The 20229-nt window shown below is 73.2% G+C and carries 19 protein-coding genes; 6 read left to right on the top strand and 13 right to left on the bottom strand.

Annotation, left to right across the window (positions count from 1 at the left end):
* Positions 1-8 precede the first annotated feature (8 nt).
* From NP777_RS22425 to NP777_RS22400, 6 genes are all read right to left on the bottom strand, one after another.
* Entirely contained in the window at positions 9-824 is an 816-nt protein-coding gene (locus tag NP777_RS22425) for a hypothetical protein (RefSeq protein ID WP_256651953.1), read from the bottom strand.
* A gap of 361 nt (positions 825-1185) precedes the next feature.
* Positions 1186-1983, bottom strand: coding sequence for a type III pantothenate kinase (locus NP777_RS22420; RefSeq protein ID WP_020870373.1), 798 nt, complete (start codon positions 1981-1983; stop codon positions 1186-1188).
* A 98-nt stretch (positions 1984-2081) separates the two neighbouring features.
* On the bottom strand, positions 2082-3113 hold the full coding sequence (gene nadC, locus NP777_RS22415; protein ID WP_256651952.1) for a carboxylating nicotinate-nucleotide diphosphorylase: 1032 nt from the start codon (positions 3111-3113) through the stop codon (positions 2082-2084).
* Complete coding sequence (locus tag NP777_RS22410) at positions 3110-4921, bottom strand: L-aspartate oxidase (RefSeq protein ID WP_256651951.1); 1812 nt, start codon at positions 4919-4921, stop codon at positions 3110-3112. The genes nadC and NP777_RS22410 overlap by 4 nt, the downstream gene beginning before the upstream one ends.
* Positions 4918-5889, bottom strand: a complete 972-nt coding sequence (panC, locus tag NP777_RS22405) for a pantoate--beta-alanine ligase (protein WP_256651950.1) — start codon at positions 5887-5889, stop codon at positions 4918-4920. The genes NP777_RS22410 and panC overlap by 4 nt, the downstream gene beginning before the upstream one ends.
* Positions 5886-6821, bottom strand: coding sequence for a Rossmann-like and DUF2520 domain-containing protein (locus NP777_RS22400; protein ID WP_037960486.1), 936 nt, complete (start codon positions 6819-6821; stop codon positions 5886-5888). Before NP777_RS22400 ends, panC begins: the two co-directional genes overlap by 4 nt.
* A gap of 147 nt (positions 6822-6968) precedes the next feature.
* Here NP777_RS22400 and NP777_RS22395 point away from each other — a divergent pair, with 147 nt between their 5' ends.
* Positions 6969-8240 (top strand): threonine aldolase family protein, encoded by a 1272-nt coding sequence (locus tag NP777_RS22395; RefSeq protein WP_391858550.1) that lies wholly within the window; start codon positions 6969-6971, stop codon positions 8238-8240.
* On the opposite strand, the gene NP777_RS22390 is transcribed toward NP777_RS22395, so the two are convergent.
* Positions 8130-8474: a hypothetical protein gene (locus NP777_RS22390; protein WP_256651997.1), complete on the bottom strand. Its 345-nt coding sequence runs from the start codon at positions 8472-8474 to the stop codon at positions 8130-8132. The genes NP777_RS22395 and NP777_RS22390 overlap by 111 nt on opposite strands.
* Before the next feature lie 99 nt (positions 8475-8573).
* Between NP777_RS22390 and NP777_RS22385 the strand changes: the two genes are divergently transcribed.
* Complete coding sequence (locus tag NP777_RS22385; RefSeq protein ID WP_256651949.1) at positions 8574-9656, top strand: DUF5937 family protein; 1083 nt, start codon at positions 8574-8576, stop codon at positions 9654-9656.
* Between the two features lie 78 nt (positions 9657-9734).
* Entirely contained in the window at positions 9735-10082 is a 348-nt protein-coding gene (locus tag NP777_RS22380) for an ArsR/SmtB family transcription factor (protein WP_256651948.1), read from the top strand.
* A gap of 148 nt (positions 10083-10230) precedes the next feature.
* Here NP777_RS22380 and NP777_RS22375 read toward each other — a convergent pair whose 3' ends face one another.
* On the bottom strand, positions 10231-10917 hold the full coding sequence (locus tag NP777_RS22375) for a response regulator transcription factor (RefSeq protein ID WP_256651947.1): 687 nt from the start codon (positions 10915-10917) through the stop codon (positions 10231-10233).
* Between the two features lie 74 nt (positions 10918-10991).
* A complete protein-coding gene (locus NP777_RS22370; RefSeq protein WP_256651995.1) occupies positions 10992-12188 on the bottom strand; it encodes a sensor histidine kinase in 1197 nt (398 codons plus the stop codon).
* Between the two features lie 109 nt (positions 12189-12297).
* Here NP777_RS22370 and NP777_RS22365 point away from each other — a divergent pair, with 109 nt between their 5' ends.
* A complete protein-coding gene (locus tag NP777_RS22365) occupies positions 12298-13416 on the top strand; it encodes an SAM-dependent methyltransferase (protein ID WP_256651946.1) in 1119 nt (372 codons plus the stop codon).
* A gap of 354 nt (positions 13417-13770) precedes the next feature.
* Positions 13771-14913: an NADH-quinone oxidoreductase subunit D gene (locus NP777_RS22360; RefSeq protein WP_256651945.1), complete on the top strand. Its 1143-nt coding sequence runs from the start codon at positions 13771-13773 to the stop codon at positions 14911-14913.
* 42 nt (positions 14914-14955) lie between these two features.
* Here the strand turns inward: NP777_RS22360 and NP777_RS22355 are convergent, their stop codons facing one another.
* From NP777_RS22355 to NP777_RS22340, 4 genes are all read right to left on the bottom strand, one after another.
* Positions 14956-16038 carry a hypothetical protein gene (locus NP777_RS22355; protein ID WP_305890009.1) on the bottom strand — a complete coding sequence of 361 codons (1083 nt, stop codon included), beginning with the start codon at positions 16036-16038 and terminating at the stop codon, positions 14956-14958.
* A 141-nt stretch (positions 16039-16179) separates the two neighbouring features.
* Positions 16180-17139, bottom strand: coding sequence for an ABC transporter substrate-binding protein (locus tag NP777_RS22350; RefSeq protein WP_256651943.1), 960 nt, complete (start codon positions 17137-17139; stop codon positions 16180-16182).
* A 174-nt stretch (positions 17140-17313) separates the two neighbouring features.
* On the bottom strand, positions 17314-18051 hold the full coding sequence (locus NP777_RS22345; protein WP_256651994.1) for an ABC transporter permease: 738 nt from the start codon (positions 18049-18051) through the stop codon (positions 17314-17316).
* On the bottom strand, positions 18051-18734 hold the full coding sequence (locus NP777_RS22340) for an ABC transporter permease (protein WP_256651942.1): 684 nt from the start codon (positions 18732-18734) through the stop codon (positions 18051-18053). Before NP777_RS22340 ends, NP777_RS22345 begins: the two co-directional genes overlap by 1 nt.
* Positions 18735-18875: 141 nt before the next feature.
* Here NP777_RS22340 and NP777_RS22335 point away from each other — a divergent pair, with 141 nt between their 5' ends.
* Entirely contained in the window at positions 18876-20033 is a 1158-nt protein-coding gene (locus tag NP777_RS22335) for a betaine/proline/choline family ABC transporter ATP-binding protein (RefSeq protein WP_256651941.1), read from the top strand.
* Positions 20034-20229 lie beyond the last annotated feature (196 nt).

Here is a 20229-nt window from a genome sequence, read left to right as displayed (position 1 = left end):
CCGGCCGGTCAGGCGGAGCGGACCCCGGCGCCGGGCGCGAGCCCCGACTCGCGCTCCGGGGGCGGCGAGGGGCGGCGGCGCTTGGGCGGGAAGACCTCCGCGGGCGTGGGCACCGGACGCCCCGGGCGCGGCGCCCGGCGGCCCGGCTCCCTCCGCTTCGGCTCCTCGCGATCGCCGTGCTCCGGCGGCGTGGGCTTCTTACGGGGCTCACGCCGCTGCTCGTCGGACTGGAGCACGGCCTCCCGGGCGCCCTCGGCCCCCTTCCGGGCGGGCCCCCGCACGGCCGCCCCGGACGCCGCCGAGACCCCGCCGGACAGGGCGCGCAGCCGGGGCGCCGCGGGGCGCGCACGCGGCTCCACGACGGCTCCGGCGCGCTCCGCGAGCCGGGCGCGCACGCCCCGCTCGGCAAGGCGCTCGCAGTGGCTCAGCAGCGCACGCCGGCGCGCCGCCTCACCGCCCCCGGCGGCCGACCCGCACAGCGCGCGGAGCGCGGCCAGATCCTCGGCCAGCGGCTCGTAACCGGCCGCGAGGGCGCCCTGGAGCTGCTCGAGATAGCCGACGGCGGCGCCGGGCAGGGCGGCGCGGTAGCGGGCGAGCTCGTCGAGCACGAACGCTCGCAGCCGCCCGCCCTCGCGGACCGCTTCGTCCATGGCCTCGGCGAGCCGGAGACAGTCCTGGACCTCCTCCGCCCGGTCCGGGCCGAGGGGGCCGGCAGAGGGGGTGACGGGGTCGGGTTGGAGGGCGATGGCGAGGGCGCGTCGGAGCACACGCAGCTCATCCGCACTGAACGCCATTCCGCCGCGGGATCCATATGGCGTGGGCATGGGGCGACTTTAAGTGCTAAGCGGACAAATTTCGCTGAGCGTCGGACGGTGCGGCGCGTTGCGGACGCCGAGCCGCCATATGGGGGAAGCGCCGGACGGGACCGCGCCGAGGCGGTCCCGTCCGGACCCGGCACCCGGGGGCGGACCGTCGCATCCGGGTGCCGGTGCACATGGTCGACGGCCGTTCCGCTTGTCAATACGGAATTCGATGTGCCGTCTTTCTCTTGACCGCTCCTTGACCCATTGGCGAAGAGCGATCAGTTGCGCATGACGAATCCCGAGTGCGGGAATTCGTTTCGGAATGCCGTCAATGCGGTCGAGCACCCGGGTGAAGAGCAGGTGAAGAGCTGATCGCCGGTGCTCAGCCGCGCGAGACGTTCCGCTCGTAGACCAGTCTGAGGCCGATCAGGGTCAACCAGGGCTCATGTTCATCGATCACTGAGGATTCTCCTAGCACCATGGGCGCCAGCCCACCGGTGGCGATCACGGTGACGTCCTCCGGGTCCTGGGCGAGTTCGCGCGCCATACGGCGGACGATTCCGTCCACCTGGCCCGCGAAGCCGTAGAGGATGCCGGACTGCATGGCCTCCACCGTGTTCTTCCCGATCACGCTGCGTGGACGGGCCAGCTCGATCTTGCGCAATTGCGCCCCGCGTACGCCCAGCGCCTCGACCGAGATCTCGATGCCCGGCGCGATCACCCCGCCCACGTACTCCCCGCGCGCACTGACCGCGTCGAAGGTCGTCGCGGTGCCGAAGTCGACCACCACGCACGGACCCTCGTACAGCTCGACGGCGGCCAGCGCGTTGATGATCCGGTCGGCGCCGACCTCCTTGGGGTTGTCCACCAGGATCGGCACACCGGTCTTCACGCCCGGCTCGACCAGGACGGACGGCACATCGCCGTAGTAGCGGCGGGTCACCTCGCGCAGCTCGTGGAGGACGGAGGGGACGGTGGAGCAGATGGAGATGCCCGCGATCCCGTCGCCCAGCTCCTCGCCGAGCAGCGGATGCATGCCCATCAGGCCCTGCAGCAGGACGGCGAGTTCATCGGCGGTGCGGCGGGCGTCGGTGGAGATCCGCCAGTGCTCGACGATCTCGTCGCCGTCGAAGAGGCCGAGCACGGTGTGGGTGTTCCCGACGTCGATGGTCAACAGCATGGGCGGCACCGCTTCCGGTCGGGCTCACGGCCGAGGGCGCGCCCTGGGGTGGTGGGTGGGGCGACGGGCGGGCCGACGTCGATGGTCAGGAGCATCGCTTACTTCTCCTCGGCCTCGCGCAGGTCCAGGCCGATGTCCAGGATCGGGGAGGAGTGGGTGAGCGCGCCGACCGCCAGATACTCGACGCCCGTCTCGGCGTACGTACGGGCGTTGGCGAGCGTCAGCCGCCCCGAGGACTCCAGCGCGGCGCGCCCGGCGACCAGCTCGACGGCCTGGCGGGTCCGCTCCGGGGTGAAGTTGTCCAGCAGGATGAGGTCCGCGCCCGCCGCCAGGACCGGCGGGATCTGCTCCAGGGTGTCGACCTCCACCTCGATCGGCACATCCGGGAACTCGGCCCGTACGGCGCCGAACGCCTCCGCGACGCCGCCCGCCGCGATCACGTGGTTGTCCTTCACCAGCGCGGCGTCCGAGAGCGACATCCGGTGGTTGACCCCACCGCCGCAGCGCACCGCGTACTTCTCCAGGGCGCGCAGCCCCGGGGTGGTCTTACGGGTGTCACGAACCTTCGCCTTCGTCCCGTCCAGGGCGTCCGCCCAGGCACGGGTCGCCGTCGCGATCCCGGAGAGCCGGCACAGCAGGTTGAGCGCGCTGCGCTCGCCGGTGAGCAGGTCGCGGGTGCGGGTGCGGACGCTGAGCAGCTTCTGGCCGGGCTCCACCCGGTCGCCGTCCTCCACATGCCGCTCGACCTCGAACTCGTCCGTGCAGACCACGGACAGGATCGCCTCGGCGATCCGCAGTCCCGCGACGGTGCCCGCCTCACGGGCCGTGAAGTCGCCGGTGGCGAAGGCGTCCTCGGGGACAGTGGCCACGGTGGTGACGTCCACGCCCTGGTCGAGGTCCTCCTCGATGGCCATATGGGCGATGTCCTCGACCTGGATGGGGTCGAGTCCGGCGCGGATCAGCAGCTCGGCCAGATCGGGGTCCAGACCGCACTCCATCGGGTCGAGTTCACCGTCGCCACCGCCGCAGCCGCAGGCGTCGCCGCAGCCGCCCCCCTCATCGGGGCCGCCGATCTGGAGCAGCGGCAGGGACACGGGTGGCTGACGGTCTTGGGAAGTGCTGCTGCTCACGGGCGGGACTCCGTCTCGGCTCGGGGGGTGGTCGATGGGGGAAACGCTTCGGAGTCCGTGGAACGGACATCGAGGGCGCCGTCCGGGCGGAGGGTGACCAGCAGATGGCGGCGCCAGGCGGCGTCGTCGCGCTCGGGGCGGTCCTCGCGCCAGTGGCAGCCGCGGGTCTCCTCGCGGCGGAGCGCGGCGGCCACCAGGACCCGGGCGACGAGGTGGAGGTTGGTGGCCTCCCAGGTCTCGACCCCGGGCTCGGCCGTCTTGCCGTCCCGCCGCAACTGCGCCACGGCGTCGTCCTGGACGCGCTCCAGCCGTTCGGCGGCGCGGGCCAGGCTCTCGGCGGAGCGGAGCACTCCGGCGCCGTGGGTCATGATGTGCTGGATCTCGTAGCGGGCCTCAGAGGCGAACAGGGGCGCCTCCGAGGCGAGCGGGGGCGCCTCGCCGGAGGCGCCGCCGGGAGCCGATGGCCCGGTCTGCTCCGCAGGCGGCTCGCGTCCCGCGGACTCCGCCCCCGCGGTGACGTCCTCCGCGATGCGCTCCCCGATGTCCTCCGCGATGCGCTCCGCGAAGACCAGGCCCTCCAGAAGGGAGTTGGAGGCCAGCCGATTGGCCCCGTGGACGCCGGTGCAGGCGACCTCCCCGCAGGCGTAGAGACCGGGGACCGTGGTGCGGCCGCGCAGATCGGTGCGGACCCCGCCGCTCGCGTAGTGCGCGGCCGGGGCGACCGGGATGGGCTCGGTCACCGGGTCGATGCCATGGGCGCGGCAGGCGGCGAGGATGGTCGGGAAGCGCCGCTCCCACATCGCGGCCCCGAAGTGTCGCGCGTCCAGGTACATGTGCTCGGCGCCGCGCTCCCGCATCCGCCGCATGATGCCCTTGGCGACGATGTCACGGGGCGCCAGTTCGGCCAGCTCGTGCTGCCCCCGCATGAACCGCACCCCGTCGGCGTCCACGAGATGGGCGCCCTCGCCGCGCACCGCCTCCGAGACCAGCGGCTGCTGGCCTTCCGCCTCCGGGCCCAGCCACAGCACCGTGGGATGGAACTGCACGAACTCCAGATCGCTGACCTCGGCCCCCGCGCGCAGCGCGAGCGCGACCCCGTCGCCGGTGGAGACGGCGGGGTTGGTGGTGGCGGAGAAGATCTGGCCCATGCCGCCCGTGGCGAGCACGACCGCGCCCGCCCTTACGGCGCCCACGCCGTCCCGCCGGCCCTCGCCCATGACGTGCAGGGTGACCCCGGCCGCCCGGCCGGAGCCGTCCTTGAGCAGATCGAGCACCAGGGCGTTCTCCACGGTGTCGATACCGGCCGCGCGGACCGCCTCGACCAGGGCCCGGGAGATCTCCGCGCCGGTCGCGTCGCCGCCCGCGTGGGCGATCCGGCGGTGGTGGTGGCCGCCCTCGCGGGTCAGCAGGATCTCGCCCGTGGTGTCGTCGGCGTCGAAGCGGGCGCCGGTGGCGATGAGCCGGCGCACCGCGTCGGGCCCCTCGGTGACCAGTGCCCGCACCGCCTGCTCGTCGCAGAGCCCGGCACCGGCCACCAGGGTGTCGTCCAGGTGCTGTTCGGGGGTGTCGCCCTCGCCGAGGGCGGCGGCTATGCCGCCCTGGGCCCAGCGCGTGGAGCCGTCGTCCAGGCGGGCCTTGGTGACCACGGTGACCTTCGCCCCGGCCGCGGCGCAGCGCAGCGCCACGGTCAGCCCGGCGACCCCGGAGCCGACGACCACGACATCGGCCTCGGTGGCCCAGCCGGGGGCGGGGGCGCGCAGGGCGGGGGCGGCGGCCAGGGCCGCCGGGCGCCCGGTCGGGCGGGTCATCGGGCGGCTCCGATCCACAGGCGGATGTTGTCTATCAGGCGGGTGGCGCCGACCTTGGCGGCGACGGCCAGCACGGCCTCGCCGGTGTGTCCGTCGGAGACCTCGGTGAAGTCGACGGGGTCGACCAGGCCCAGATAGTCCAGGACGAGCGGCGGTTCGAACCCCGCCGCCTCGTCGAGCACCGCCCGCGCCGCGGACCGCACCGCGGCGGGCGACGCGACCCGTATGAGCTCGTGCTCCTCGGCCCCGGCCGCGCCCTCCCCGGCCGCCAGCAGCCCCGCGTCGCGCCCCGCGAACAGCGCGCGGGACAGGGCCAGCGCGGTGTCCCGCTCCTCGGCCGTCAGATAGCGGTTACGGCTGGAGAGGGCGAGCCCGTCGCCCTCCCGGACGGTGGGGACGCCGACGATCTCCACGGGGAAGTTCAGGTCGCGGGCCATCCGGCGGACCAGCGAGAGCTGCTGGGCGTCCTTCTCGCCGAAGAAGGCGATATCGGGACGGGTGAGATGGAGCAGCTTGGCGACGACGGTGAGCATCCCGTCGAAGTGGCCGGGGCGCGAGGCGCCCTCATAGCGCTCGCCGAGGGTCCCGGCGGTGATCCGGACGCCCGGCTCACCGCCCGGGTAGACCTCCTCGGCGGTGGGGGCGAAGACGATGTCCGCGCCCGCCTCGGCCGCGACCTCGAGGTCGGCGTCGAGGGTGCGCGGATAGCGGTCGAGGTCCTCGCCCGCGCCGAACTGCAGCGGATTGACGAAGACGGTGACGGTCACCATGCCCTTGGCGCCCACCCGGGCGCGGGCGGCGCGGATAAGCGAGGCGTGCCCGTCGTGCAGCGCGCCCATGGTCATCACGACGGCCGTGCGCCCCGGCACGGCGAAGTGGGCGAGCGCCGCGTCCAGCTCCCGGCGATGACGGAACAGCTCCACATCCGGCTCCCCTGGAAGCGCCTTGGTCCACAGCCTCGGGCTCATGCCTCACTACCTCCCCGGCCCCGTGCGTCGGTCACGTCCGAGAGCACGCCCAGCAGGTCCTCGGCGAGCTCCGGCTTGAGCAGACCGTGCGCGAGCGCCCGGTCCGCGGTCGTACGGGCCATGGCCAGATAGCCGGCCACGGCGTGCGGGGCGTGCCGCCGCAGCTCGGCCACATGGGCGGCCACCGTGCCCGCGTCGCCGCGCGCGACCGGACCGGTGAGCGCGGCGTCGCCGCTGCGCAGCGCGTTGTCCAGCGCGGCGCCGAGGAGGGGGCCGAGCATCCGGTCGGGGGCCTCGACCCCGGACGCGCGCAGCAGCTCCAGGGACTGGGCGACCAGCGTGGTGAGGTGGTTGGCGCCGATGGCGAGGGCGGCGTGGTAGAGCGGACGGGACTCCTCCGCGATCCACTCGGGCTCCCCGCCCATCTCGATGACCAGCGCCTCGGCCGCCAGCCGCAGCTCCTCGGGAGCGGTGACGCCGAAGGAGCAGCCGGCCAGCCGCTGGACGTCCACCGAGGTGCCGGTGAAGGTCATGACGGGGTGCAGCGCGAGCGGCAGCGCACCGGCCCGCAGCGCGGGCTCCAGCACGCTGACGCCGTACCGGCCGGAGGTGTGCACCAGCAGCTGGCCGGGGCGCACCGCGCCGGTTTCGGCGAGGCCGCCGACCAGCTCGGGCAGGGCGTCGTCGGGGACGGTGAGCAGCACCAGCTCGGCCCGCGCCAGCACCTCGGAGGGCGGCACGATGGGGACTTCGGGAAGCAGCGCGGCGGCCCGGCGCACGGAGGCGTCGGAGACACCGGACGCGGCGACCGGGCGGTGCCCGGCCAGTCTCAGCGAGGCGGCGAGGGCCGGGCCGACGCGGCCCGCGCCGACGACCCCGACGGTGAGCCGGGCAGGTCGGTCCTGCGGCTCAGGCAGTGGTTGAGCGTTCACGCGGCAACGGCCTTCCGTTCCAGTCCTCGGGGGGTACCGGACGATTCCCCGCCATGCTACGCGAGTGTTTCCGGGGGGTTTGGCCGCACGTCCGGGCCTGTGGACAACTCTGTGGTCCGACGGACAGACGTGCGACATGATCAGCTCATGACGGACAGGACGGACGGGACGGACGGGACGGGCGGGACGGACGGGACGGACGAGGCGGACGAGATGGACGGCACGGGCGGCACGGACGGCGAGACGGAACGGGCCGCGCGGGCGCGCCGCCTCGCGGCCTGGCACGGCGCCGAGCGGACGCTCGCGCGCGGGCCCGCCGAGGTGCGGATCGCCGAGCGGCTGGCCGCCCTCACGACCGCCCTTACGGCCGACACCGCGTCGTACGACGGGGACGGCTGGGTGGACATCTACGGCGGCGGCATCGTCGAGGAGCTCGAGCGGCGGGTCGCCGAGCTGCTCGGCATGGAGGCCGCCGCGTTCTTTCCCACCGGCACCATGGCGCAGCAGGTCGCGCTGCGCTCCTGGGCGGGGCGGACCGGCAGTCCGGTGGTGGCGCTGCATCCGCTGGCCCATCTGGACATGCATGAGCGGGACGCGTATCTGACGGTGAGCGGGCTGCGCGCGGTGCGTCCGACGAGCGAGCCGCGGCCGCCCACGGCAGAGGAGATCCGGGGCCTGGACGAGCCGTTCGGCACCCTCGCCCTCGAACTCCCGCTGCGCGACGCCGGATTCGTGCTGCCCGAGTGGGACGAGCTGGTCGCGGCCGTGGCGGCGGCCCGGGAGCGGGACGCGGTGGTGCACTTCGACGGGGCGCGGCTGTGGGAGTGCACGGCGCACTTCGGCCGGGAGCTGCCGGAGATCGCGGCCCTGGCGGACTCCGTCTACGTGTCCTTCTACAAGTCGCTCGGCGGCCTCTCGGGAGCGGCGCTGGCCGGGCCCGAGACCCTGGTGACCGAGGCCAGGGCGTGGCGCCACCGGTACGGCGGCCAGCTCTTCCAGCAGTGGCCGGTGGCGCTGGCCGCGCTGGACGGCCTGGACCGCGAGCTGCCGAGGCTGCCGTCGTACGTGGCGCACGCGCGGGTCGTGGCCGAGGCGCTGCGGACGGCGTTCACGGCCGCGGGGGTGGGGTGGTCCCGGGTGCACCCGGAGGTGCCGCACACCCACCAGTTCCAGGTGTGGCTGCCGTATCCGGCGGCGGTGCTGGACGAGGCGGGGGTGCGGCTGGCGGAGGAGACCCGGACGGTGCTGTTCCGTCGCTGGCGGGAGCCGGGGCCGCCCGGCCTGGCCATGACGGAGCTGACGGTCGCCTCATCCGCACTCGAGTGGACGGCCGACGACGTCACGGCCGCGGCCAACGCCTTCCTCGACCGCGCCCGGGAACTCATGGCGGTCCGCGAGCTCACGGACGGGGACGGCTGACCGGCGCCGCGCGAACACCTCCCGGATCGCCCTTACGGAGCGCAGGGCGTCCGTAAGGCGGCCATGGCGGCCGCCGCGGCGGACCGGGCGGCCCGCCACCACGGCCCGGAAGTCGCGGTACTCCCGCAGCTCCCGGAGGGTGCGCCAGTCGTGCCGGCCCGGTGCGGGCGGGGCGGCTTCGCCGCGCTGGGCGGCCCGGTACAGGTCGAGTGCGTACTGCTCGGTGAGGGACATGGCTCGACCGTCCGCCCGGCCCGGGGCGCCGGTCACGCCGTTTGACGATGGACGTCAAACGAGGGGACGCCGGGCCGGGGCTCCCCGCACCATGGGGTCATGGCCAATGTCATCGACATCGCCGGGCTGCCGCCCGAGCGCATCGTCTTCAGCCCGTCCCCGCTCGCCGAGCTGGGCGCCGCGCTCCATGTGCTGTCCGAGCCCGGCCACCACCCCGGGCTGCACGGCTGGGCCACCGCCACCGCCTCGGCGCTCAAGCCGGACCTGGCGGACCGGCTCTGCGAGGCGGACTTCCTGTGGCGCACCGCCCGCTCCGATCTGCTGCTCCCGGCCGCCCCCGGGGCGACGCTCGCCGAGGAGCTGGACGCGCTGGACCGGATCGACGACGAGACGTTCGTGGCGGCCGCCTTCGAGATCGCCTGCTCCACCTCGTACACCCGGCACACCCCCTCGCCGCTGGTGGACGCGGACGAACGGGCCCGGGTCCGCGAGATGGCGGCCGCCCGGGGGCCGCGGCAGGCGGCCTTCACCGACCGCATGCTGGAGGACCCGGACGGGCTGCGGGTCTGGCTGCGACGGCTGCTGGAGGACTGCGACCAGGCGTTCTTCGCCGACACCTGGCGGCGGGTGCGGATCCAGCTGGCCGCCGACGCCCGCCACAAGGCCGAGCTGCTCCAGCGCAAGGGGCTCGCGGAGGCGCTGGCGGCGGCCTCCGCCGCGCTGTCGCTTTCGGCGGACGGGGACAGCATCCTGGTCGACAAGCTGGCGGGCGGCCGTACGACGGCGTACGGCGACGGCGTCACCTTCATCCCGACCGCCTTCGGCTGGCCGCACCTCATCGTCCTGCACGCCCCCGGCTGGCGCCCGGTGATCCAGTACCCGGTCGCCACGCCCGAGCTGCCCCCGCCCGCCGCCCTGGAGCTCGTCCAGCGCCGCCTCGAGGCCCTGGCCCACCCGATGCGGATGCGGCTGTGCCGCACCCTGGCCCGCGGCCCGCACACCACCGGTGAGCTCTCCGAGTCGTACGGCATCACGCCCCCGGAGGTCTCCCGCCATATCGCCGTGCTGAAGAAGGCCGGTCTGCTCACCACCCGCCGCCGCGGCCGCTATGTGCTGCACCAGCTCGACCTGCCGTCGGTCGCCCGGCTGGGCAGCGACTTCCTGGAGAGCGTTCTGCGCTAGGGCGCCGGCCCCGCCTAAAATGTTCACCGCACAGTGAACGCGGTCGGAACCGGAGCAGCGAGCGGCGGAGGAGCGGCGATGAGCAACCGAAGCCACCGGTCCGCGCCGCGCCACACCCACCCCGACGACGTCCCCGTGCAGACCGCGCTCGCGGCGCTCGCCGACCCCGTACGGCTCCAACTGGTCCGCGAACTCGCCACGGCGGCCGACTGGGAGCACGCCTGCGGCACCTTCGACGTCCCCGTGGGCAAGGCGGCCCTCAGCCACCACTTCTCGGTGCTGCGCGCGGCCGGTCTGATCGAGCAGCGCGACCTGGGCCCCAAGCGGGTCAACCGGCTGCGCCGCCCCGAGTTCGACCACCGCTTCCCCGGACTGCTCGACCTGGTCCTGCGCGAGCGGCCACAGAACGGCGAGGACACACGGTAGGACGGCGGGACGAACGGCAAGGCGACCGCTGCGACCGTAAGGCGGTCGCGCCAACCGTAGGACTGTCGCGGCCCGTAAGACGGTCGCGCCGCCCGTAAGACGGTCGCGCCGCCCGTAAGGACGCCGCCTCGACGTGAAGGACGCCGCCTCAGCGGGCCGGTCCCGCCGACCCCCCGGCCCGGACCAGTCCGGTCTCGTAGGCCATCACCACCACCTGCACCCGGTCCCGCAGCTCCAACTTGGTGAGGATGCGGCCGACATGGGTCTTCACGGTCGCCTCGGACAGCACCAGCCGTGCCGCGATCTCGCTGTTCGACAGGCCCTGCGCGACCAGCAGCACCACCTCGCGCTCCCGGTCGGTGAGCCGGTCCAGCTCCGGGCGGACCCGGCCCCCGGAGCCGCCGCCCGGCAGCATTGGCGCGAACCGGTCCAGCAGCCGGCGCGTCGTGCTGGGCGCGACCACCGCGTCACCGCTGTGCACCGCGCGGATCGCCGCGAGCAGCTCACCCGGCGGCACATCCTTGAGCATGAAGCCGCCGGCCCCGGCCTTGAGCGCGGAGAAGGCGTACTCGTCCAGGTCGAACGTGGTCAGGATGATGACCTTCGGCGCGCCCTCCTGCTCACATATCCGCCGGGTCGCCTCCACCCCGTCCAGCCTGGGCATCCGGACGTCCATCAGGACGACGTCCACCTCGGTGGAGCGCAGCACCCGCAGCGCCTCCACCCCGTCGCCCGCCTCGGCGACGACCTCCATATCGGGCTGGGCCGCGAGCACCATCCGGAAGCCGGTGCGCAGCAGCACTTGGTCATCGACGAGCATGACGCGGATCGACATCCCGGACGGGTCCCTTCCCTCTGGCCTGGCAGCCGGCCTACAGCATCTATCAGATGGCTCAACGAACCGGTGGCTCAACGAACCGGCTTGAGCGGCAGCAGCGCACTGATCCGGAAGCCGCCGCCCGGTCGCGGGCCCGCGTCGAGCGTGCCGCCCACCATGCCGACGCGCTCCCGCATCCCGATCAGACCATGGCCGCTGCCGTCCGCGCCGCCGTCCTCGTACATCTCGCGCTGCGCACCCCGCCCGTCGTCCTCGACCAGCAGCCCGAGCCCGTCGTCGAAGTAGGTGAGGCGGACGCTCGCGCCCACGTCCGGGCCGCCGTGCTTACGGGTGTTGGTGAGCGCCTCCTGCACGATGCGGTACGCGGTCAGCTCGACCCCGCTGGGGAGCTGGCGCGGACTGCCCACGACCTTGAAGTCCACCGGGAGCCCGGCGCCGCGCACCTGCTCCACGAGCTCGTCGATCTGCTCGACGTCCGGCTGCGGGACGTAGTCGTTCTCCTCGCCCGGCTCCCCGGTGCGCAACACGCCCAGCAGCCGCCGCATCTCGGCGAGCGCCTGGCGGCCGGTGCCGGAGATCGTCTCCAGCGCCTGCCGGGTCTGCTCGGGCGAGGAGTCCAGGACGTACGCGGCGCCGTCCGCCTGCACCACCATCACCGACACGTTGTGCGCCACGACATCGTGCAGCTCCCGCGCGATCCGGGCGCGCTCGGCGGCCACCGCGACCTTCGACTGCGCCTCGCGCTCCTTCTCCAGCCGGGCGGCCCGCTCCTCCAACTGCGCGTAGTAGGCGCGGCGGGTGCGGATCGAGTCGCCGAGCACCCAGGCCAGCACGAAGGGGATGCAGACGAAGACCGCCGAGACCACGTCCTCCCACCAGCCCTGCTGGGAGTGCGGCCAGCGGAGGGTGGCGAGGGGGGCGGCGCTGATCGCCACGCCCAGCGCGAAGCGGGAGGCCGGGCGCGAGGAGGCGACCGCCACCGTGTAGACGATCACCAGCATGGCGAAGTCGGCCACATTGGGCTGGACGTTCCCGGCCATCTGGGCGAGACCGCACAGGATGGCGAGCACCAGCATCTTCTCGGGGGCCCGGCGGCGCAGCGCGATCGTCGCCCCCAGCGCCAGGACGATCGGCACGCCCGCGACGCGGGAGCCCCGGCCCAGCGACGCCTCCACGAGCCACAGGAACCCGGAAGCGACAAGGAGGACGGCCCAGAAGGTGTCCACCCCTGTCGGATGCCTGCGGAGAAATTCGTAGAGGCGCTGCACGTCACCCAGCGTAGGCATCGCCGGACCCCTCCCGGGTCAGCCCGAGGGGCGATCCGCGACCCCCGGCCCTACTCCCCAAGGTGGAGACCACTCCGCATAGCGTGTCGGTGTGGCGAGTGAGAAGCATGAGTGGAGCGGATGGCGTACGGCGGCCGAACGCGCGCTGTACGGAGGGGGCGGCTTCTTCCGCCGCCCGGAGGGCCCGGCCGGGCATTTCCGTACGTCGGTGCATGCCTCACCGCTGTTCGCGCGGGCGGTCGCGGAGTTGCTGTGCCGGGTGGACGAGGCGCTGGGGCGCCCCGCCGAGGTGGCGCTGGTGGACCTGGGCGCCGGCCGCGGCGAGTTGCTCACCCGGGTGCTCGCGCTGGCCCCCGGTCTGCCGCACGGGCTGGGCCGGCGGCTGCGTCCGTACGCGGTGGAGCGGGCGGAGCGGCCGGCGGGCCTGGACGGGCGGATCATCTGGCTCGACGCCCCGCCGGAGGGGTGCGCGGGGCTGCTGTTCGCCAATGAGTGGCTCGACAACGTGCCCGTGGACGTGGCCGAGACCGACGCGGACGGCGTGCCCCGCCGGGTCGAGGTGGATCTCGCCTCCCCGGACGGCACCGAGCGGCTGGGCGGCCCGGTGGACGGCGAGGACGCGGCCTGGCTGGCCCGCTGGTGGCCCCTGGCGGGCGCCGAACCGGGGCTGCGCGCCGAGATCGGACATCCGCGCGACGCGGTCTGGGCGCGGGCCGTCGGCTCCCTGCGGGCGGGCCTCGCGGTCGCCGTCGACTACGCCCACGAACGCGCCACCCGGCCCCCCTTCGGCACGCTCACCGGCTTCCGCGAGGGGCGCGAGGTCCGGCCCGTCCCCGACGGCTCCTGCGATCTGACGGCGCATGTCGCGATGGACGCGTGCGCCGCCGCGACGGCGGCGTCCACCGCCGCGACGGGCACGTCCACCGCCCCGGCGGCCGCATCCGCCGCCGCGTCCACCGCGTCCACCGCCGCGGCCGCTGCCGCGGCCGGACCCGGCGCCGGGCTGATGACCCAGCGCGAGGCCCTGCGCGCCCTGGGCGTCGACGCCCGCCGTCCCCCGCTCGCCCTGGCCTCCACCGACCCCACCGGCTACGTCCGCGCCCTCAGCGCGGCGGGCGAGGCCGCGGAGCTGACCGACCCCGCGGGCTTCGGCACCTTCACCTGGCTCCTGCACCCGGTGAACCTGCCCCACGACGTGCTCCGGACGTAGAGGGTGTCCACGGGGCCTGACGCCCGCGGCGGGCCGTTTCCCCTACCCGCCCCTCCCCACAACTGGGGCTCCACCCCAGACCCCCGGCCCCACCACGCAGCACATCGATACGCGGCCCCACCACCGGACGGGACTCCGCCACCGGGCGGGACTCCACCACCGGACGCGGCTCCACCACTGGGCGGGACTCCACCACCGGACGCGACTCCACCACCGGGCGGGACTCCACCCGGACGCGGCTCCGCCACCGGACACGGCTCCGCCGCCGGACCCCGGGGTCCAGGGGTGGAGCCCCTGGTTCGGGGAGGGGCGGGTAGGGGAAAGGCCCGCCGGGCGGCTGAGAGACTGGTACGCATGACGGAGACGACAGTCGGCATCGGCGGCGCCGCCGAGAGCACGGACATGGTGCTCAACATCGGCCCACAGCACCCCTCCACCCATGGAGTGCTACGGCTGCGGCTGGTCCTCGACGGCGAGCGGATCCAGAGCGCCGAGCCGGTGATCGGCTATATGCACCGGGGCGCGGAGAAGCTCTTCGAGGCGCGCGACTACCGCCAGATCATCATGCTCGCCAACCGTCACGACTGGCTCTCCGCCTTCTCCAACGAACTCGGCGTCGTGCTCGCCGTCGAGCGGATGCTGGGCATGGAGGTCCCCGAGCGCGCCGTGTGGACCCGTACGCTGCTCGCCGAGCTCAACCGGGTCCTGAACCACCTGATGTTCCTCGGCTCCTACCCGCTGGAGCTGGGCGGCATCACGCCGATCTTCTACGCGTTCCGGGAGCGCGAGGACCTCCAGCACGTCATGGAGGAGATCTCCGGCGGCCGGATGCACTACATGTTCAACCGGGTCGGCGGCCTCAAGGAGGACCTCCCGGCGGGCTGGCTGGGCCGGGCCCGGCAGGCCGTGGCCGAGGTGCGCTCGCGGATGGGCGTGTACGACGACCTGGTGCTCGGCAACGAGATCTTCCGGGGCCGCACCCGCGGCGTCGGCGTCCTGACCCGCGAGACGGTGCACGCGTACGGGGTCAGCGGCCCCATCGCACGGGCCTCGGGCGTCGACTTCGATCTGCGGCGCGACGAGCCGTATCTGGCCTACGCCGAGCTCCAGGACGTCCTCGAGGTCGCCATCCGTGAGGAGGGCGACTGCCTCGCCCGGTTCGAATGCCTGCTGGAGCAGACCCACGCCTCGCTGGCGCTGGCCGACGCCTGCCTGGACCGGCTGGACGAGCTCCCGCCGGGGCCGATCAACCAGCGGCTGCCGAAGGTGCTCAAGGCGCCCGAGGGCCACACCTACGCCTGGACCGAGAACCCGCTCGGCCTCAACGGCTACTACCTCGTCTCCAAGGGCGAGAAGACGCCGTACCGGCTGAAGCTCCGCTCGGCGTCGTACAACAACATCCAGGCGCTCACCGAGCTGCTGCCGGGCACTCTCGTCGCCGACATGGTGGCGATCCTGGGGTCGCTCTTCTTCGTCGTCGGCGACATCGACAAGTAGTTCGGCGAGGCCGACGAGCGGGCGAGCCGCGCGGGCGATCCCTCATGAGATCGCGCTGCGCAGCTCCCCGAGGTCGATCTGCTCCGTCTCGTCGTGCTCGGTCAGGTCGATGACCTCGCCCACCGCGCCCTTCCTGGTCTCCGCCAGGGTCTCGTCGCCGATCACATCCGCGAGGTCCTCCTCGGCGGCCGGTTCGGGCTCACGCTGCTGCTTCTTCGATTGCTTCTTCTGGGTGCCGAAGTAGTCGAAGCCGCTCTCCGAACGGGAGGCGGCCCGGCGTGCCGCGGCATACGGCACCACCGCCGAGGCGGCCGTACGGGCGTGGGCGCGCGGCTCCTGCGGGCCGTCGCCGTCCTGCCCGCCGGCCGCCGGGGGCTTCCCCAGCGTGGCGGCACCGTCCTTGTCCGGGCTCTCGCGCGGGCCCTTACGGTCGTCACGCTCCGCGTCCTGCTCCGCGTCCCGCTCCGAGGTCTCGGTCCGGGCGGCCGCGGCTTCGGCCTGCTCCCGCCGCTCCTTCTGCCGCCGGGCGCTCTCCCTGAGCCGGCTCAGCGCCTCGTCGGCCTTGGCGTACGCGGCGGCCGACAGCAGCCCGGCGGGGAGTTCGTCCGGCTCGTCGTCGGAGCCGACGGATACGGTGGGCCCGGCGGCCTCCAGCGCCTTCGCCGGGGACGCGGCCTCCAGCGCGAGCCGGCGGCGGCCCTCCAGGGCGCTGGCCCGCTCGGTCTCGGCCGTGGCGTAGCGGCGCAGCAGCTCGGCGTGTTCGTTGCGCAGCCGGGCGAGTTCGGCGCGCTTGGCGCGCAGCCGGGTGTTGAGCGCGCCGCGGAGCTCGCTCGCCTTCTCGGCGTCCGCCTCGAGCTCCGCGATCCGCTCCTCGTACTTCATCTCCTGGCGCGCGGTCTCACTCGCGGCCTCCGCGACCCGGCGGCCGGCCGAGCGGTCCCAACGGCGCATCAGGACGGCGCCGACGACCGCGGCGCCGGCCGCGGTCGCGGCAAGCCCACGGATCACGACCGTATCGCCGACCAGCCAGGCACCGGCGGCGCAGGTTATTGACGCGACTGCGACCGAAGCGGAAGGGAGGAGCCTGTGCAGGGGTGGGGATTGGCGGTGGCGTCCACGTGGCATGGCCCGAAACTTACCGTGCTAAGGGGTCGCTTGGGTGCCCGCCGGGCCAGATCTGTTGTCAATCCGTTGGCAAATGCGGCGGTTGCGCGGCCGAGATCCCTCACCGCGCCCCGCCAAGCCCTCCCGAGCGGGGATTTGATCCTACTTCACCAGCCCCTTGTCCTTCAGGTAGCCGTCGGCGACATCCGCCGGCTTGAGCCGCTCGGCGTCAACTTTCTTGTTGAGTTCCCTCAGATCGGCTGTCGTCAGCACCTTGGTGAGCTTGTTCAGCGACTCCGCGATCTTCTGTGCGCCGGCGGACTTCGCATTCACCACGGGAAGTACGTTGTCGGCATTCTGCAGATTTTTGTCATCGCCGAGCAGCACGAGCCCGAACTGATCCAGCGTGCTGTCCGTGGTCGTGGTCAGGACCATCTGGTCCTTGCCGTCCTTGACGGCCTGCTTGGCCTGGACGCTGCCGATGTCCAGCGGGTCGATCCCGGCGATGTCGATGCCGTACTTCTTCTCCAGACCCGGCTGGCAGAAGGGCCGCTTGGGGCATTCGTCGCCCGCCGCCAGGGTGACCTTCTGCTTGGACTTCCCGAGGTCGGAGAGCGTCTTGAGACCGTGTTTCTTCGCGAAGTCGGCACTGACCGCGAAGGCGTTCTGGTCCACGGCCTTGCCGGGCTCCAGCACCTTCAGCCCGCGCGGTTCGGCGAGCTTCTTCAGCGCCGCGACCGTCTTGGTCACGTCCGAGGAGGCCACCGGGGCGGCATTCGACCCGTTCTTCTTCTGGTTGAGGAATTCGGCCAGCGTCGCCGCGTACTCCGGCACGACATCCATCTGGCCCTTCTCCAGGGCCGGTTCATACAGCTCACGGGCGTCCACCGTCTTGATCGAGGTGGAATAGCCGGCGTCCTTCAGAACCCCCGCGTACAGCTCCGCGAGGATCTTCGACTCGGAGAAGGAGGCGGATCCGATCACCAGCGAACCCTTGCCCGGCTTACCGGAGCTGTCGCCGCCGTTCGACTTCTCCAGGCTGTCCCCGCCACAGGCGGTCAGCCCGGCCGCCAGCGCCGCGACCCCCGCCACGGCGGCCGCCGCCCGATTGATCTTATCCATGGTTCCCCATCCGTAGTTGTGGCCGCGGTTGTGTGGCCGCGCTGTCGGCGCGTTCCGCGTCATCCGCGCTTTCCGCGTCATCCGCGATCTATGCGTCAGCCGCGCTTCCGCGCTGTCCGCCCTGGGTTTCCGCACGCCTGGCGCCCGGTCGCGGGAGGGCTCGGCCCGCGGGTTCTACGTCGTGAGCGCCGGCGAGGCCGGCGCCTGGTCGGTGGGCGGGCGCCGGGCGGCGGTCGACCGCCGCCCCGTCCTGCGCCGCATCGGGTCGAGCACCAGGCCCAGAGTTACGAAGACGCCCTCGACCACCAGCGCGAGGGCCGCGACCAGCACCGCGCCGGCCACCACCTGCGGGGTGTCGGTGAGCCGGAAACCCGCCGTGATGATCCGGCCGAGACCGCCGCCGCCCGGCAGCGCGGCCAGCGTCGCGGTGGCCACGACCTGCACCGCGGCCGTCCGTACGCCCGTCATGATCAACGGGAACGCCAGCGGCAGCTCGACCCGGCGGATCAGCTGGCCGCCGGTCATCCCCATGCCGCGGGCCGCCTCCACGACCTCCCGGTCCGCCTCGCTCACCCCGACATAGGCGTTGGTGAGCAGCGGCGGGATGGCGAACAGCACCAGCGCGATGATCGTGGGCCACTGGCCGTGCGTCCCCAGCGGGCTGAGCAGCAACAGCACCAGTACGGCGAAGGTGGGCACGGCGCGCCCCGCGTTGGAGATGTTCACCGCGAGCGCGCCGCCCTTGCCGATGTGGCCGAGGGCCACGGCGATCGGCAGCGCCACCGCGCAGGAGATCGCCAGGCAGACGAAGGTCAGGAACAGATGCTGGCCCAGCCGATGCCACACCCCGTCGGGGCCCGCCCAGTGCGACCCGGTGGCCAGCCAGGTCCACGCCTTGGCGACGACGTCCATCAGGTGGTGCCCTTCCGACTCTTGCGTGCCCATGGCGTCAGCAGCCGCTGGAGGCCGAGCAGCAGCAGATCCGCCACCACCGCCAGCGCCACGCACAGCACCGAGGCGGTGAGCACCTCGGCCTTGAAGAAGCTGCGCATGCCCTCGTAGATGAGGTTGCCGAGGCCGCCGTACCCGATGATCGCGCCCACCGTGGTGAGCGAGACCGTGGAGACGGTGGTGATCCGCAGCCCGGCCATCAGCGCGGGCAGCGCGAGGGGCAGCTCCACGCCGAAGAGCAGCCGCAGCGGGCCGTACCCCATGCCCCGGGCCGCCTCCCGCGCCTCCTCGGGCACCGAGGCGAGACCGGCCATGATGTTGCGCACCAGGATCGTGAGCGAATAGAGCACCAGACCGGTGATCACCACCGCGGCCGATACTCCGAACACGGGCAGCAGCAGCGAGAACATCGCCAGCGACGGCACCGTGTAGAGGATCGTGGTCAGCCCCAGCACGGGGCCCGCCACCGATCGCCAGCGGCGGGCCAGCAGCGCCAGCGGAAAGGCGACCAGAAGGCCGATCGCCACCGAGGCGAGCGTGATCCATACATGTTCGAGCGTCGCGTCCGTCAGCTCTTGACCGCGTGTGCGTACATACTCACCGCATATCCACTCGTTACTGATCAGACAGTTTCCGTCGGCCATACGCTCACCTCCCCCGTCGGGTCGCGGGCCGGTTGCTCATCACAATTTCCAGGTGACCCTAACCCCGGGAGATGACAATCTCGTCCGATCGCCACACAACAGCAACAATGTCTGCCACGAATGCGGCAACAATGGGGAGCCATGATCCGTTTCGAGCATGTCACCAAGCGCTACGCCGATGGCACGACGGCCGTGGACGACCTCTCCTTCGAGGTGTCGGAGGGCGAGCTGGTCACCCTCGTCGGCCCCTCGGGCTGCGGCAAGACGACGACGATGAAGATGGTGAACCGGCTCATCGAGCCGACATCGGGGCGGATCCTGGTGGACGGCGAGGACGTGGCCGAGGCGGATCCGGTCGCCCTGCGCCGCCGTATCGGCTATGTCATCCAGCAGGTCGGGCTCTTCCCGCACAAGACCGTGCTGGAGAACACCTCGACCGTGCCGCATCTGCTGGGCTGGCAGCGGAAGAAGGGGCGGGAGCGCGCCGCCGAGCTGCTGGACCTGGTCGGCCTCGACCCGTCCGTCTACGGCGACCGCTACCCCGACCAGCTCTCCGGCGGTCAGCGGCAGCGCGTCGGCGTGGCCCGCGCGCTGGCCGCGGATCCGCCGGTGCTGCTGATGGACGAGCCGTTCGGCGCGGTCGACCCGGTCGTCCGCGAACATCTGCAGACCGAATTCCTGCGACTTCAGTCACAGGTACGGAAGACCGTGCTCTTCGTCACCCATGACATAGAGGAGGCGGTCCGGCTCGGCGACCGCATCGCGGTCTACGGCTCGGGGCGGATCGAGCAGTTCGACACCCCGGCCACCGTGCTGGGCGCGCCCGCCACCCCGTATGTGGCCGACTTCGTCGGCGCGGACCGTGGGCTGAAGCGGCTGTCGGTCACCCCCATCGAGCCCGGGGACCTGACCCAGCCGCCCGTGGTCCACCTGGACGACCCGCTCTCCAAGGCGGCCGCCCGGCTGGCCTCGGACGGGGCGCGCTGGGCGGTCGTCCTGGACGACGCGGAGCGGCTGCACGGCTGGATCCCGTCGGAGGCGGCCGACGGCGCGCGGGGGACCGTACGGGACCACGCGCGCCGGATGGAGGCGTGGCTGCCGGTGGGGGCGCCGCTCAAGCAGGCGTTCAGCACGATGCTCCAGCACGACGCGGGCTGGATCGCGGTGCTGGACGAGGACCGCTTCCTCGGCGTCCTCACCCCGGCCCGGCTCCACGAGGCCCTCCGCCGCTCGATCGACGCCGACGCGGGCGGCATCGCCCGCGGCGATGTCCACCTGCAGACCGTCGCCGACGCGTAGGGGGCTTCGCCCCCATTGACCGGGGCCCGCTCCTCAGCCGTCCCCCGGTCCTGGGGTTCCCCGGCGAAGGCTCACGCGCCCTGCCTCGGGGCCGGCCTCGGCGCGTCGCGCGGACAACGCCTTCCCACGCGGCGGAGCCGCACGGGAAGGCGTCATGCGGTGGAACCGCGCAGACGGACGGGGCGGGGCGGAAGCA

Source organism: Streptomyces rugosispiralis (genome assembly GCF_024505145.1).
Classification (GTDB): domain Bacteria; phylum Actinomycetota; class Actinomycetes; order Streptomycetales; family Streptomycetaceae; genus Streptomyces; species Streptomyces rugosispiralis.
The sequence above is the reverse complement of the archived record's forward strand: the minus strand, read 5'-3'. Positions and strand labels throughout refer to the sequence as shown.